This window comes from Nocardioides sp. Soil777 (genome assembly GCF_001428425.1).
Classification (GTDB): Bacteria; Actinomycetota; Actinomycetes; order Propionibacteriales; family Nocardioidaceae; genus Nocardioides; species Nocardioides terrigena.
This window is the reverse complement of sequence record NZ_LMSN01000001.1, coordinates 375330-390155: the sequence shown is the minus strand read 5'-3', so window position 1 is coordinate 390155 and position 14826 is coordinate 375330. Positions and strand designations below refer to the sequence as shown.

At 71.5% G+C, this 14826-nt stretch carries 15 protein-coding genes; 12 read left to right on the top strand and 3 right to left on the bottom strand.

Annotated elements, in window-relative coordinates:
- The first annotated feature begins 32 nt into the window (after window positions 1-32).
- The 3 genes from ASG88_RS01910 to ilvD all read left to right on the top strand — a co-directional run bounded on the left by ASG88_RS01910 (window position 33) and on the right by ilvD (window position 3742).
- A complete protein-coding gene (locus ASG88_RS01910; protein WP_056885694.1) occupies window positions 33-965 on the top strand; it encodes an NADP-dependent oxidoreductase in 933 nt (310 codons plus the stop codon).
- 442 nt (window positions 966-1407) lie between these two features.
- The gene (locus tag ASG88_RS01905; protein ID WP_056885693.1) at window positions 1408-1998 is read left to right on the top strand and encodes a helix-turn-helix domain-containing protein; all 591 of its coding nucleotides are present in this window, start codon (window positions 1408-1410) and stop codon (window positions 1996-1998) included.
- A gap of 43 nt (window positions 1999-2041) precedes the next feature.
- Window positions 2042-3742 (top strand): dihydroxy-acid dehydratase, encoded by a 1701-nt coding sequence (gene ilvD, locus ASG88_RS01900; protein ID WP_056885692.1) that lies wholly within the window; start codon window positions 2042-2044, stop codon window positions 3740-3742.
- A gap of 139 nt (window positions 3743-3881) precedes the next feature.
- Here ilvD and ASG88_RS01895 read toward each other — a convergent pair whose 3' ends face one another.
- Window positions 3882-4487: a hypothetical protein gene (locus ASG88_RS01895; protein WP_056885691.1), complete on the bottom strand. Its 606-nt coding sequence runs from the start codon at window positions 4485-4487 to the stop codon at window positions 3882-3884.
- A 165-nt stretch (window positions 4488-4652) separates the two neighbouring features.
- On the opposite strand from ASG88_RS01895, the gene ASG88_RS01890 reads away from it, so the two are divergent.
- The gene (locus ASG88_RS01890) at window positions 4653-5948 is read left to right on the top strand and encodes a kynureninase (protein WP_056885690.1); all 1296 of its coding nucleotides are present in this window, start codon (window positions 4653-4655) and stop codon (window positions 5946-5948) included.
- On the opposite strand, the gene ASG88_RS01885 is transcribed toward ASG88_RS01890, so the two are convergent.
- Window positions 5935-6387: a DUF6973 domain-containing protein gene (locus ASG88_RS01885; protein WP_056885689.1), complete on the bottom strand. Its 453-nt coding sequence runs from the start codon at window positions 6385-6387 to the stop codon at window positions 5935-5937. The two genes, ASG88_RS01890 and ASG88_RS01885, sit on opposite strands and share 14 nt — an antisense overlap.
- A 48-nt stretch (window positions 6388-6435) precedes the next feature.
- Between ASG88_RS01885 and ASG88_RS01880 the strand changes: the two genes are divergently transcribed.
- The 7 genes from ASG88_RS01880 to ASG88_RS01850 all read left to right on the top strand — a co-directional run bounded on the left by ASG88_RS01880 (window position 6436) and on the right by ASG88_RS01850 (window position 12648).
- Window positions 6436-6912, top strand: coding sequence for a CAP domain-containing protein (locus tag ASG88_RS01880; RefSeq protein ID WP_056885688.1), 477 nt, complete (start codon window positions 6436-6438; stop codon window positions 6910-6912).
- 45 nt (window positions 6913-6957) lie between these two features.
- The gene (locus ASG88_RS01875; protein ID WP_056885687.1) at window positions 6958-7371 is read left to right on the top strand and encodes a VOC family protein; all 414 of its coding nucleotides are present in this window, start codon (window positions 6958-6960) and stop codon (window positions 7369-7371) included.
- Window positions 7368-8024: a 4a-hydroxytetrahydrobiopterin dehydratase gene (locus ASG88_RS01870; protein WP_235534683.1), complete on the top strand. Its 657-nt coding sequence runs from the start codon at window positions 7368-7370 to the stop codon at window positions 8022-8024. The genes ASG88_RS01875 and ASG88_RS01870 overlap by 4 nt, the downstream gene beginning before the upstream one ends.
- Before the next feature lie 278 nt (window positions 8025-8302).
- A complete protein-coding gene (locus ASG88_RS01865; protein ID WP_056885686.1) occupies window positions 8303-10093 on the top strand; it encodes an acetolactate synthase large subunit in 1791 nt (596 codons plus the stop codon).
- A gap of 79 nt (window positions 10094-10172) precedes the next feature.
- Window positions 10173-10724, top strand: a complete 552-nt coding sequence (gene ilvN, locus ASG88_RS01860) for an acetolactate synthase small subunit (RefSeq protein ID WP_056885685.1) — start codon at window positions 10173-10175, stop codon at window positions 10722-10724.
- 50 nt (window positions 10725-10774) lie between these two features.
- Complete coding sequence (gene ilvC, locus ASG88_RS01855; protein WP_056885684.1) at window positions 10775-11803, top strand: ketol-acid reductoisomerase; 1029 nt, start codon at window positions 10775-10777, stop codon at window positions 11801-11803.
- A 116-nt stretch (window positions 11804-11919) separates the two neighbouring features.
- Entirely contained in the window at window positions 11920-12648 is a 729-nt protein-coding gene (locus ASG88_RS01850) for a DsbA family oxidoreductase (protein WP_056885683.1), read from the top strand.
- An 18-nt stretch (window positions 12649-12666) separates the two neighbouring features.
- Here ASG88_RS01850 and ASG88_RS01845 read toward each other — a convergent pair whose 3' ends face one another.
- Complete coding sequence (locus tag ASG88_RS01845; RefSeq protein WP_056885682.1) at window positions 12667-13242, bottom strand: YdeI/OmpD-associated family protein; 576 nt, start codon at window positions 13240-13242, stop codon at window positions 12667-12669.
- Window positions 13243-13313: 71 nt separating this feature from the next.
- Here ASG88_RS01845 and ASG88_RS01840 point away from each other — a divergent pair, with 71 nt between their 5' ends.
- Window positions 13314-14807 carry a purine-cytosine permease family protein gene (locus ASG88_RS01840; RefSeq protein ID WP_056885681.1) on the top strand — a complete coding sequence of 498 codons (1494 nt, stop codon included), beginning with the start codon at window positions 13314-13316 and terminating at the stop codon, window positions 14805-14807.
- The last annotated feature ends 19 nt before the right edge of the window (window positions 14808-14826 follow it).

The following is a 14826-nucleotide window of genomic DNA, read 5'->3' as shown; positions in this document are numbered from 1 at the left end:
TCGCACCCCCGACCTCGAGGAGACGAGCAACAGTGCGTGCAGCGAGCTACGACCAGTACGGCGGACCCGAGGTCCTCAGCGTCGGCGAGTTCCCGGACCCGCCCGTCGGCCCCGACACGATCCTCGTCCGGGCGAAGGCCACCAGCGTCAACCCGGTCGACTGGAAGGTCCGGGAGGGCTACCTCCAGGGCGCCTACCCCCACCACCTGCCGATCGTCCCGGGCTGGGACGTCGCCGGTGTGGTCGAGGCCGTCGGGCCCGCCGTGACCACCGGGCTCGAGGTCGGCGACGAGGTCTGGGGCTACGTCCGGCGTGACGACGTGAAGTTCGGCACCGCGGCCGAGCTCGTGCCGGCCCCCGAGCGCACCGTCGCCCGCAAGCCCGCGTCCCTCTCCCTCGAGGAGGCCGCCGCGGTCCCGCTGGCCGGCCTCACCGCCTGGCAGGCCCTCACCGAGGCGCTCCAGGTCACCGCGGGCGACCGCGTGCTCGTCCACGCCGCCTCCGGTGGCGTCGGGCAGCTCGCCGTACAGATCGCGGTCGCGCTGGGCGCGGAGGTCATTGGCACGGCCTCGCCGGGCAACCACGACCTCGTCCGGTCGCTCGGTGCCACCACCGTCCTCGACCACGGCGCCGGCCCCGTCAGCGAGCAGCTCGCCGACCACGGCGGTCCGGTGGACGCCGTCCTTGACCTCATCGGCGGCGAGGCCCTCGCCGACGCCCCCGCCCAGGTCCGGGACAGCAGCCGCATCGCCTCGATCATCGAGGCCGACACCGTGCTGGAGCAGGGCGGGCACTACGTCTTCGTGCGTCCGGACCGGTCCCACCTCGATGAGCTCGGCCGCCTCTTCGACGACGGCAAGCTCACGGTGACGATCGCCCGGACCTTCGAGCTCGACGACATCGCCGACGCCCACCGCCTCTCCGAGGACGGCCACCCCGGCGGCAAGATCGTCGTCCGGATCTGACCGGAGCGGGCACAGAGCTCGTCGAGCCCATCGGTGCCACCGGCCTTCGGTCTTCCCGGGGTGCCACTCAGGCGAAATTTGGCGTTCCTGCGAGCCTCGTCCGCGCGCTGCGACCTGCGGTCCTGGGTACCGCAGGTCCCATGCGCGCGCGTAGGGCCGGGGGTGGTCCGACCTGCGGTCCTGGGTACCGCAGGTCCCATGCGCGCGCGAGGGGTCGTGGTGGTGCGACCTGCGGTCGTGGGCACCGCAGGTCCCATGCGCGCGCGAAGGGTCGTAGGTGGTGCGACCTGCGGTCCTGGATACCGCAGGTCCCATGCGCGCGCGAGGGGTCGCGGGTGGTGCGACCTGAGGTCGTGGGCACCGCAGGTCGCAGCACTCAGGGAGGCGTTGTCGGTGCCCTCGGTTTTCCTGATCCGCACGGACAGGACGACGGGGGACAGACATGGACGACGAGCGAGTGGGCGAGGACGAGAGCTCGCGGGGTGAGGACGAGACCCCGCCGACGACGGACCTGGCGGGACGTCGGAGACGTGGGTCCGAGACGGCGGGCGGGCTCGTCCGGCGCGTCCGCCGCCGTCTCGACGTGTCGCAACGCGGCCTCGCGGAGATCCTCGGCGTCGAGGCGTCCCGGGTCGCGCGCTGGGAGACGGGCCGCACTCCTCCCGGTGTGGGCGAGCTCGAAGCCGTGCTGGCCCTGGTCGGCCTCAGGCTCGTGGCGGTCGATGCGGAGGGCGAGGTGGTCGACCCGATGAGCGAGGAAGCCATCAGGGATCGGGCGGGTCGGCGCTACCCGGCTCACGCCGACCTCCGGACGGCCGGCTGGTGGATACCCCCGGGCAGCTGGCTGACCGCGCGGGCCGGTGCCGACGAGCGCCGCTCGGCAGCGCTCGGGGATCCGCAGGTCTACTACGACCTGGGCTGGCAGCGGGACGCCGTACGGCACTTCTACGGGGCGCCCGACGACCACCTCACGCTGGCCCGGATCGTGGCGCGCCTCCGCACGCTGGACGCCGAGCGCCGCCGCGCCTCCTGAGACGGGCCCGCAGCCCTGGCCGGCGCCGGACTAGCCTGACGCCATGACCCAGCCGACGGGACAGCAGCCCGACATCAAGCCACGTTCCCGCGACGTCACCGACGGACTGGAGAAGGCCGCGGCCCGCGGCATGCTCCGCGCCGTGGGCATGGGCGACGACGACTGGGTCAAGCCGCAGATCGGCGTCGCGTCGAGCTGGAACGAGATCACTCCCTGCAACCTCAGCCTCGACCGGCTCGCCAAGGCCGTGAAGAACGGCGTGCACGCGGCCGGCGGATACCCGCTCGAGTTCGGGACGATCTCCGTCTCCGACGGCATCTCCATGGGCCACGAGGGCATGCACTTCAGCCTGGTGAGCCGTGAGGTCATCGCGGACTCCGTCGAGACCGTGATGATGGCCGAGCGCCTCGACGGGTCGGTCCTGCTCGCGGGCTGTGACAAGTCGCTGCCCGGCATGCTGATGGCCGCCGCCCGCCTCGACCTGGCCAGCGTCTTCCTGTACGCCGGATCGACGATGCCCGGCTCGGTGGACGGCAACGACGTCACCATCATCGACGCCTTCGAAGCGGTCGGCGCGTGCCTCGCCGGCAAGATCACCGAGGCCGAGGTCACCCGCATCGAGAAGGCGATCTGCCCGGGGGAGGGGGCCTGCGGTGGCATGTACACCGCCAACACCATGGCCAGTGTCGCCGAGGCCCTCGGCATGAGCCTGCCCGGCAGCGCGGCCCCGCCCGCGGTCGACCGTCGCCGCGACGGCTTCGCCCACCGCTCCGGCGAGGCCGTCGTGGAGATGCTCCGTCAGGGCATCACCGCTCGCCAGATCATGACCAAGCCGGCCTTCGAGAACGCCATCGCCATCGTGATGGCCCTCGGTGGCTCGACGAACGCCGTCCTGCACCTCCTCGCCATCGCCCGCGAGGCCGAGGTCGACCTGACCCTCGACGACTTCAACCGCATCGGCGCCAAGGTCCCGCACATCGGTGACCTCAAGCCCTTCGGGCGCTTCGTGATGAACGACGTCGACAAGATCGGCGGCATCCCCGTCGTGATGAAGGCGCTGCTCGATGCCGGCCTCATGCACGGCGACACCCTCACCGTGACCGGCCGCACCATGGCCGAGAACCTCGAGGCCCTCAACCCGCAGCACGTCGACGGCGAGGTGCTGCGCCACCTCGACCGCCCCATCCACGCCACCGGCGGTCTGACCATCCTGAAGGGCTCGCTGGCCCCCGAGGGCGCGGTCGTCAAGAGCGCCGGCTTCGACGACTCGACTTTCACCGGCACCGCGCGCGTGTTCGACGGCGAGCGCAAGGCGCTCGACGCCCTGACCGCCGGCGAGATCAAGCCGCGCGACGTCGTGGTCATCCGCTACGAGGGCCCCAAGGGTGGCCCGGGCATGCGCGAGATGCTCGCCATCACGGGAGCGATCAAGGGTGCCGGCCTCGGCAAGGACGTCCTGCTCATCACCGACGGCCGCTTCTCCGGCGGCACCACCGGGCTCTGCGTCGGCCACATCGCGCCCGAGGCCGTGGACGCGGGCCCGATCGCGTTCATCCGCGACGGCGACCGGATCACGCTCGACGTCGCGGGCCAGACCCTGGACGTCGAGCCGGCCGACGGCAGCGAGCCCTGGGAGGACCGCAAGATCGGCTGGGCGCCGCACCCGCCGAAGTACACGCGCGGGGTCCTCGGCAAGTACGCCAAGGTCGTGCAGTCCGCGGCGCACGGCGCCGTCACGAGCTGACTCGAAATAGACCACAGCCCCAGGTCGCCGGGGGGTTGACCAGGGGCTGTGGCACAAGACGCGTGGCGCCTCGTTCTTTACTGTAGGCCAGTGCCGGACTCAGGCAAAGCCCGGGTCCGGCCCGGTTTGGACCGCAGGATCAGGCGGGCAGCCCGAGGCGCCCGAGGATCTGGTTCAGCAGGTCGGTGATCTGGCCCAGCAGGTTGCTGAGCAGGCCGCCGCCGTCGAGCAGACCGGCCACGGCGCAGAGCAGGTTGCCCAGCAGGTTGCCGGCCCCGGAGACCGCCACGACGTCCAGCAGGACGCGGTTCAGGCTGACCGTGAGGCCGAGCACGTTGAGGTCGAGCGGGCCGAGCACGAGGTTGAGGACGTCACAGTCGGCACGGTTCAGGGAGCGGGCGGTGACCCGGGTGCCCTCGATCTTCTTCACGGGGACCAGGCGCTTGACCTTGAACTTCTTGGTGGCGCCGGACTTGGTCTCGAACGTGCCGCGGATGACGCCCTTGGCGAAGATCGCGCCGTCCTTCTCCACGAAGCGCTTCGGCTTGAACGACCCGGTGACCTTGCGGCCGGTGGACGTCTCGCCGACGATCTTGCTCTTCATCTTGCCCTCGGCCGTCTTGGCGACGGTCGTCCAGTCGCCGGGCGCGGCGGTGGCGGGCGCGATGCCCACGGTGGTGAGGCCGACGGCCAGGGCGACTGCGGCGATGAACGAGACGCTCACCGTACGGATGGTGCTGATCATGGTGTTCCCTCCCAAGAATTGGTCACGCGAGTGCAGGACCGTTTTCGAACGTATGTCCGCCCCCCGGCGTCGTCAACGCGGTCAGACCCCCTGGGGTGAAGCCTGAGGGCACACCGCGGCCGGCATCTGGACCTGATCGGCCGGTAGATCTGTCAGGCTGCCGCCATGACCGACCACGCCACCGTCGACACCACCGCGGAGCACGCTGAGGCACTCGACGCCGCCGACCCCCTGGCCGCCCTCCGGGCCGAGTTCGTGGGTGCGACGACGCCGCTCGTGTACTTCGACGGCAACTCGCTCGGGCGTCCGCTCGCGGTCACCGGCGACCGGTTGCGTGCCTTCGTGGAGGAGGAGTGGGGCGGGCGGTTGATCCGCGGCTGGGACGAGCGCTGGTACGACCTGCCACTCACGCTCGGCGACGAGATCGCCCGGGTCTGCCTCGGTGCCGCCCCCGGGCAGACCACCGTCGGTGACTCGACGACCGTGCTGCTCTACAAGCTGGTCCGGGCTGCGGTCGACGCCCGGCCGGACCGCGACGAGATCGTCATCGACTCCGACAACTTCCCCACCGACCGCTACATCGTCGAGGGCATCGTGGCCGAGCGTGGCCTGACCGTGCGGTGGATCGACGTCGACCGCGAGGCCGGCGTCACCGTCGAGCAGGTCCGCGCGGCCGTGGGGGAGCGGACCGCGGTCGTGGTGCTCAGCCAGGTCGCCTACCGCTCCGGCCACCTGGCCGACGTGGAGGCGATCACCCCCGTCGTCCGGGACGCGGGTGCCCTGGTCGTGTGGGACCTGTGCCACTCGGCCGGGTCCGTGCCGGTCGAGCTCGACCGCTGGGGCGTCGACCTCGCGGTGGGCTGCACCTACAAGTACCTCAACGGCGGGCCCGGCTCGCCCGCCTTCGCCTACGTCGCCCAGCGGCACCTCGACGGTGGCTCCGGCGCCCCGGCGCTGCAGCAGCCCATCCAGGGCTGGATGGGCCACGCGGACCCGTTCCTCATGGGCCCCGGCTACCAGCCGTCCGGCGGCATCCGTCGTTTCATCTCGGGCACCCCGGCGATCGTCGGGATGCTCGCCATGCAGGACATGCTCGCCCTGATCGAGCGCGCCGGGGTCGACGCCGTCCGCACCAAGTCGCAGGCCCTCACGTCGTACGCCGTCGACCTGGCCGACGCCTGGCTCGCCGAGCACGGCGTCACCGTGGCCTCGCCGCGCGACCCGGCGCTGCGCGGCGGGCACGTGACCCTGCAGCACGAGCGGATGCGCGAGGTGACGGCCACCCTCTGGGAGCGCGACGTGATCCCCGACTACCGCGACCCCGGCGGCCTGCGGATCGGCCTCTCGCCGCTGTCGACGTCGTACGCCGAGGTGCACGCCGGCATGGCGGCGATCCGCGACGTCCTCAGCGCGCCGCCGCGCTCGACCGCCGGGGCCGACAGCCTCGTCAGCGGTCCTTGACCCAGATCAGCTCGTCCGCAGCCCACTTCTGCTTCGCGACCACGGCCAGCCGGCCGAGGGCGTCGGGCAGCGATCCCTGGCCGACGTCGGCGCTGTGGGCCGCGCCGTACTCGCGCCCGACGGCGTTGTTGTGCAGGTCCACCCTGGTGTCGTGCGGGGTGTCGCGTCCCTCCTCGTGGGCGGCGGCCACCGCCTCGGCGACGGCCACCCCGTGGCGACCGGCGATGTAGGCCTGCCAGACGAAGTGCCGGATGGCGTTCTGCATCCCGGGGGTGCCGTCGCTGTGCGAGGAGGCGACCTGGATCGCTGCGGCCGAGGCGGCCATCACGTCAGCGGCTGCCGAGCTGCTCGCGCCGGCGGACCGGGCGGCGTTGAAGACGTGCGGGGCGCCGACGACCGCCTGGGCGGCCTTCTTGAGCTGGTCGAAGGGCGAACTCATGTTCCCACCGTGCCAGACAGGGCCGTCCGGCGCTCCTACGATGGTCCGATGTCCCGGATCCCCCCGTTCCTCGGCACGGCCGTCCTCGGCCTCGTCCTCGTCCTGCTGGCTCCGCTGCCCCTGCACGCATCGCCCGCGGCCCCGGCCGCTCGCGTCGCCGCGACGTCGTACGCCGCCGACGCCGTGCGTGCCACCAACGCGGCCCGCGTGCGTCGCGACCTGCGCCCGTTGGGCACCACGCCCTGCCTGCGCCGCGCCGCCGCCCGCCAGGCGGCCGCGATGGCGCGCGAGGGGTCGATCTGGCACCAGGACCTGCAGGCCGTCATGGGCGGCTGCGACCTCAGCACGGTCGGCGAGAACGTCGCGGCCGGCTACCCCACGGGCCGGGCCGTGGTGACGGGCTGGATGGGATCGCCGGGCCACCGCGCCAACATCCTCCAGCGTCGCTACCGGCTGGTCGCCGTCGCCGCGCGGCGCAGCGACTCGGGCACCTGGTACGCCGCGCAGGTCTTCGGCCGTCGGTAGCCGCTGTCGGTAGCCACTGTCGGCGGCCACTGGCATGGTGGCCCCATGGACCAGAGGATCTCCTTCGTCACGCTCGCCGTGCGCGACCTCGGCGCCTCCCGATCGTTCTACGTCGACGGTCTCGGGTGGGAGCCGGCGGTCGACGAGCCCGGCGAGGTGCTGATGTTCAAGGCGGGCGACCGGTTGGTGCTCTCGCTGTGGGACGTCGACGCGTTCACCGCCGAGGTCGGGCAGGCGCCCGGGGGAGGGCTGGCCCCGCTCACGCTCTCCCACAACCTCGCCACCACCGACGGTGTCGACCGCGTCCTCGAGCAGGCCCGCGCGGCCGGCGCCCAGCACGTCAGCGAGGCCCAGGAGCGCGAGTGGGGCGGCTACTCCGGCTACTTCGCCGACCCCGACGGCTTTCGCTGGGAGATCTGCTTCAACCCCGGACCCATCGGCCAGGAGGTGCTCCCGTGAGCGACGCCACGAGTGATCGCGTGACCTACGACGACGTGGCCGCCGTCGGCCTGGACGACTGGCGGATGCTGGTCTCGGGCATCCATGCGCGCTTCAGCACCGGCAGCTTCGCCGCGGGCGTGCGCCTGGTCGACGCGATCGGTGCGGCCGCCGACGAGGCCGACCACCACCCCGACGTCACGCTCACCTACCCCCGCGTCGACGTCGCCCTGATCAGCCACGACGTCGGCCGGGTGACCGACCGCGACCTCGCGCTGGCCCGCCGGATCAGCGAGATCGCGGTCGAGCAGGGCGTCGCCTCGGACCCGTCCGGGCTCCAGCAGCTCGAGCTCGGCCTCGACTCGCCCGACGAGGCGGCCGTGCTCCCGTTCTGGCGCGACCTCCTCGCCTTCGGCGGCAGCGTGGAGGAGGGCGGGATCAGCGACCCGCACGGGCGGCTCCCCGCCGTCTGGTTCCAGGACTCGGGGAGCGAGGAGCCGCGGCAGCGGTGGCACCTCGACGTCTGGGTTCCGGGCGACCAGGTGCAGGCGCGCATCGACGCGGTGGTCGCGGGTGGCGGCCGGCTGGTCGCGGAGTACCCCGAGCACTCGTTCTGGGTGCTCGAGGACGCGCAGGGCAACCGGTCCTGCGTCTGCACCGCCCAAGGGCGTTGAGCGCCGCCTCGGAGGTCGGGTCTGCAACGGGTCTGCAAACCACATGGCGAGACCGGCGTACCAGATAGTGGGACAGGTGGCAGACTCGGTTGACGCCGGAACGACCCGACGGCGACGGTAGGTGCATGCGCTCCCAGACATCCGCACGGATTCTTGTACGCACGCGACGCGTGAGCTGACAGCCAGCAGGCTGCTCGCCCATGCGTCACCCCTCGTTGCCCACCGGGCCGAGGGGTTTTTTGTTGGCCGGAGGATTGTGATGACGAGAAGGAAGCACCATGAGTGAGACGGGCATCACGGGAGTCCCGACGACCGGGACGTCGTCGTCGGGCGAGGGCATGACGGGTGCGCAGAGCCTGATCAGGTCCCTCGAGAGCGCGGGTGCCACCGACATCTTCGGCATCCCGGGCGGGGCGATCCTGCCGGCGTACGACCCGCTCATGGACTCCACCCGGATCCGCCACATCCTGGTCCGCCACGAGCAGGGCGCCGGGCACGCCGCCCAGGGGTACGCCGCGGCGACCGGCCGGGTGGGCGTGTGCATGGCCACGTCCGGCCCGGGTGCCACCAACCTCGTGACTCCGCTCGCGGACGCGCACATGGACTCGGTGCCGCTGGTGGCCATCACCGGACAGGTCGGGGCCAGCATGATCGGCACGGACGCCTTCCAGGAGGCCGACATCCGGGGCATCACGATGCCCATCACCAAGCACAACTTCCTCGTCACCGACCCGCGCGACATCCCGCGCACCGTGGCCGAGGCCTTCCACATCGCCTCCACCGGTCGCCCCGGCCCGGTGCTCGTCGACGTCGCCAAGTCGGCGCTGCAGGCCGCCACTACGTTCGCGTGGCCGACCGAGCTCCAGCTGCCCGGCTACCGCCCGGTGACCCGTCCGCACAGCAAGCAGATCCGCGAGGCGGCCCGGCTCATCCTCGAGGCGCGTCGCCCGGTGCTCTACGTCGGCGGCGGCGTCATCCGCGCCCGCGCCTCCCAGGCGCTGCTCAAGCTCGCCGAGGCGACCGGGATGCCGGTGGTGACCACGCTCATGGCGCGCGGGGCCTTCCCCGACAGCCACCCGCAGCACCTCGGCATGCCCGGCATGCACGGCACCGTCGCCGCGGTCGCGGGTCTGCAGAAGAGCGACCTGATCATCAGCCTCGGTGCCCGCTTCGACGACCGCGTCACCGGCAACCTCGACTCCTTCGCGCCCGGGGCCAAGGTGATCCACGCCGACATCGACCCGGCCGAGATCGGCAAGAACCGGCACGCCGACGTCCCGATCGTCGGTGACTGCCACGAGGTGATCGTCGACCTCCTCGCGCTGCTCACCACGCAGGCCGACGCCGGCCACACCGGTGACTACGAGGCGTGGGTCGAGTTCCTGGCGGGCGTCAAGAAGCGCTACCCGCTCGGTTACGACACCCCGGCCACCGGGCTCGCCCCGCAGTACGTCATCGAGCGGCTCGGCGCGATCGCCGGCCCGGACACGATCTTCACCTCGGGCGTGGGCCAGCACCAGATGTGGGCGGCGCAGTTCATCGGCTACGAGAAGCCCAACACCTGGCTCAACTCCGGCGGCCTCGGCACCATGGGCTACGCCGTCCCGGCCGCGATGGGCGCCAAGGTCGGCATGCCCGGGTCGACCGTCTGGGCCGTCGACGGCGACGGCTGCTTCCAGATGACCAACCAGGAGCTCGCCACCTGCGCGATCAACGACATCCCCATCAAGGTCGCGATCATCAACAACGAGTCGCTGGGCATGGTCCGGCAGTGGCAGACGCTCTTCTACAACGAGCGCTACTCCAACACCGACCTGCACTCCAAGCGGATCCCCGACTTCGTCAAGCTCGCCGAGGCCTACGGCTGCGTGGGGCTTGCCTGTGACTCCCCGGAGCAGGTCGACGCCACCATCGAGAAGGCCATGGCCATCGACGACCAGCCCGTGGTGGTGGACTTCCGCGTCCACCGCGACGCGATGGTCTGGCCGATGGTCGCGGCCGGCACCAGCAACGACGAGATCAAGTACGCGCGCGACCTCGCGCCCGAGTTCGACGAGGACAACCTCTAGTGGGCGAGCGCAGCGAGACCACCATCCAGCACAGCGCCCCGAGAGCCTCGTCGGCGCCCGCAGCGAAGCGAGGACGTCGATGAGCAAGCACACCCTCTCGGTCCTGGTCGAGAACAAGCCCGGCGTCCTGGCCCGCATTGCCGGCCTCTTCAGCCGTCGCGGCTTCAACATCGACAGCCTCGCGGTGGGCCCCACCGAGCACCCCGAGGTGTCCCGGATGACCATCGTCGTCAACGTGGACGAGTCACCGCTCGAGCAGGTCACCAAGCAGCTCAACAAGCTGGTCGAGGTCATCAAGATCGTCGAGCTCGACCACGCCGGCTCGATCGACCGCGAGCTGATGCTGGTCAAGGTGCGGGCCGACGCCACCACCCGCGGCGCCGTGCTCGACGCCGTGCAGCTGTTCCGTGCCAAGGTCGTCGACGTGGCGCCGGACGCGGTCACCATCCAGGTGACCGGCAACTCCGACAAGCTGGCCGACTTCCTGCGGGTGCTCGAGCCCTTCGGCATCCGCGAGCTGGTGCAGTCGGGCATGGTCGCCATCGGCCGAGGCTCCCGCTCGATCAGCGAGCGCAGCCTCCGGCCCGTGCCGGTCCCCGCACCCGCGGCCGCACCGGCCGCCACACCCTGACCACCGACACACCACCTGCGCACCACCCCAACCCAGAAGGAGAGCCACCAGTGGCTGAGATGTTCTACGACGACGACGCCGACCTGTCCCTGATCCAGGGCAAGAACGTCGCCGTCATCGGTTACGGCAGCCAGGGCCACGCGCACGCGCTGAGCCTCCGCGACTCGGGCGTCGACGTCCGCATCGGCCTCGCCCCCGGCTCCAAGAGCCGCGCCAAGGCCGAGGCCGAGGGCCTGCGGGTCCTCGACGTCGCCGAGGCGGTGGAGGAGGCCGACGTCATCGTCATCCTCACCCCCGACCAGGTGCAGCGCCACGTCTACGCCGAGTCGATCGAGCCGCACCTGACCCCGGGCGACACCCTCGTCTTCGGCCACGGCTTCAACATCCGCTTCGGCTACATCACCCCGCCCGAGGGCGTCGACGTCTTCATGGTCGCGCCCAAGGGCCCCGGCCACCTCGTGCGCCGTGAGTACGTCGACGGTCGCGGCGTGCCCGTGCTCGTCGCCGTCGAGGAGGACGCCTCCGGCAAGGCCTGGGAGCTCGCCCTGTCCTACGCCAAGGGCATCGGCGGCCTGCGTGCCGGCGGCATCAAGACCACCTTCGCCGAGGAGACCGAGACCGACCTGTTCGGTGAGCAGGCCGTCCTCTGCGGTGGTGCGTCGCAGCTGGTGATGTACGGCTTCGAGACCCTCATCGAGGCCGGCTACCAGCCCGAGGTCGCCTACTTCGAGTGCCTGCACGAGCTCAAGCTCATCGTCGACCTCATGTACGAGGGCGGCATCGCCAAGCAGCGCTGGTCGGTCTCCGACACGGCCGAGTACGGCGACTACGTCTCCGGTCCGCGGGTCATCACCCCGCAGGTGAAGGAGAACATGCAGGCCGTGCTCGAGGACATCAGGAACGGTGCGTTCGCGCAGCGCTTCATCGACGACCAGGACGCCGGCGGCCCCGAGTTCAAGGAGCTGCGGGCCAAGGGCGAGAGCCACCCGATCGAGTCCACCGGCCGCGAGCTGCGCAAGCTCATGGCCTGGGTGAAGTCGCACGACTCCGACTACGTCGAGGGCACCGCGACCCGCTGACCACCTCGAGGGGCCGCCCCCGGACACTCGTCCGGCGGGCGGCCCCTCATGCGTCCGAGACCCACCTCACCGACCCGGCCGGGAACACCGCGGTGCCGGCCCCGGTTGCAGCCGTCATGCGCATCGACATCTGGTCCGACGTGGTCTGCCCCTGGTGCTTCATCGGCAAGCGCCGCCTCGAGACGGCGCTCGCGAGCTTCGAGCACGCCGACGACGTGGAGGTCGTCTGGCACTCCTTCCAGCTCGACCCCGGCGCTCCCGACGTTCCCGTCGAGACGGTCGCGGAGGCCCTGGGCAGCAAGTACGGCGGCGGGCCGGACGCCGGCAAGGACATGATCGACCGGGTCGAGGCCGTCGCCGCCGAGGAGGGCATGGTCTGGCGGCACCACGACTCCCTGCGCGTCGGCACCCTGGACGCGCACCGCCTGCTGCACCTGGCCCACCACGAGGGCGGATCCGCCCTCCAGGGCACCCTCAAGGAGGCGCTGCTCTCGGCGTACTTCGTCGAGGCCCGCAACGTCGCCGACCACGCCGTGCTCCGTGAGGTCGCCGTGGGCGCGGGTGTGGACGCGACCGCGGTCGACCGGGTGCTCGGCAGCGACGAGCTGGCTGACGAGGTCTGGGCCGACATCGAGCAGGCACAGCGCTTCGGCGCCACCGGTGTGCCGTTCTTCGTCATCGACGAGAAGTACGGCGTCAGCGGTGCCCAGCCGGCCGACACCTTTACCCAGGTGCTCGAGCGGGCGTGGTCCGAGCGCACACCGGCCGTGCAGATGGTCGCCGGCACGGTGGGGGAGTCGGGCGAGGCCTGCGGCCCCGACGGGTGTGCCGTCCCCCAGCAGTAGCGCGTGGGCCGGTCGGAATCAGCCGACGGCCTTCTCCCCGCGGGCCGCCGCCTCGGCGATCGCGGTGATGCGCTGGGCGCGCGTCGCCGACCGCTTGGCCATGACGACCCAGCCCAGCATCTGCTTCTGCGCCGAGGGCGAGAAGCCGTCCCAGTGCTCGCGCGACCCGGGGTACGCGTCGAAGGCCGCGGCCAAGTCGTCGGGCACGACCCGGTCGTCGACGGCGTCCATCAGGTTCCAGTTGCCGTTGGCCTGCGCGGCCTCGACGGCCGCCCGGCCCGGAGCCTCCAGTCGTCCCTCGGCCGCGAGGCGGGCGATCCGTGCCTTGTTGGGGCGCGTCCAGATGCTCGTGGTACGACGCGGCGCGAACCACTGCTTCGTGTGGTCGTCGTCGACCGGCTTCTGGGTCGAGTCGACCCACCCCCACCGCAGCGCCTCGATGACGCTGTCCTCGTAGCTGACGGCCCGGTCGACGGCCCGCCTCCGGGAGACCAGCCACACGCCGACACCCCCGTCGTGGTGCTCGGCGAGCCAGGCCGCCCACTCCTCGACGGTCCCCGGCTCGACGTGCTCCGCGTCGTCCTGCACGCCCATGGGCCCACCCTCGCACCGGGCGGGCGTGCCGTCGAGCGCGCGACGTGCGCGGCGTACGGCACGATGAACCCATGAGCGACCGCACGCTGGAGCAGACCCGCGCCCTCGGAGTCGAGACGACGGGCATCGAGATCATCGACGAGGCGGCCCGCACGGCCCGTCCGTCCGACCTCTTCTGGCCGTGGTTCGCGGCCAACGTCAGCGTCTTCGGCATCAGCTACGGCTCGTTCGTGCTGGGCTTCGGCATCTCCTTCTGGCAGGCGGCCGTCGTCAGCGTCGTCGGGATCGTGGTCTCGTTCGCGCTCTGCGGGGTCATCGCGATCGCCGGCAAGCGCGGCTCGGCGCCGACCATGGTCCTCAGCCGGGCGGCGTTCGGGGTCAACGGGCAGAAGGTGCCCGGCGTCGTCTCGTGGCTGGTCTCGATCGGCTGGGAGACGTTCCTCGCGATCCTCGCGGTCCTGGCCACGGCCACGATCTTCGACCAGCTCGGCTGGTCCGGAGGCACGACGACCAAGGTCGTGGCCACCGTGGTGGTGGCCCTGATGATCGTCTCCGCCAGCGTCGCGGGCTACCACATCATCATGCGGATGCAGTCGGTCCTGACCTGGATCACCGGCATCGCGACGATCATCTACGTCGCCCTCACGCTCGACGAGATCGACTGGACGGCCGTGAGCGACCTGCCCGGCGGCAGCTCCCAGCAGATGGTGGGCGCACTGGTCATGGTGATGACCGGCTTCGGCCTGGGCTGGATCAACATCGCAGCCGACTGGTCGCGCTACCAGCACCGTGACGCCAGGGGGGCCGCCATCGTCGGCTGGAACACCCTCGGCGGTGCGATCGCCCCGGTGCTGCTGGTGGTCTTCGGGCTCCTGCTCGCCGGCTCGTCGGAGGAGCTGTCCGCCGGCATCGTGTCCGACCCGATCGGCACCCTCGGCACGCTGCTGCCGACGTGGTTCCTCGTGCCCTTCCTGCTGGCCGCGATCCTCGCCCTCGTCAGCGGCGCGGTGCTGGGCATCTACTCCAGCGGCCTGACCCTGCTCAGCCTCGGGGTCAGGATCCCGCGCCCCGCCGCCGCCCTGGTCGACGGCATCATCCTGACCCTGGGCACGATCTACGTCGTCTTCGTCGCGACCAGCTTCATCGAGCCGTTCCAGAGCTTCCTGATCACGCTCGGCGTCCCGCTCGCCGCGTGGGCGGGGATCATGATCGCCGACATCGCCCTGCGCAAGACCGACTACGACGACGAGGCGCTGTTCGACGCCTCGGGTCGCTACGGCTCCTTCGACTGGGTCTCCCTCGGCACCATGGTCGTGGCGTCCGTGCTGGGCTGGGGACTCGTCGTCAACAACTTCGCCACCTCCGCCTCGTGGAACAACTGGCAGGGCTACCTGCTGGAGCCGCTCGGCCTCGGCACCTGGGTGGAGTCCGAGGGCTTCTGGGAGGGCAACTGGCCCTACGCCAACCTGGGCGTGCTGCTCGCCCTGGTCCTCGGCTTCGCGGTCACCTACGTCGCCCGCCGCGGGACCGTCGCGCGCCAGGAGGGTCGGGTCGCGCGCGCTTGACCCCTCTGGCACGGTGGAG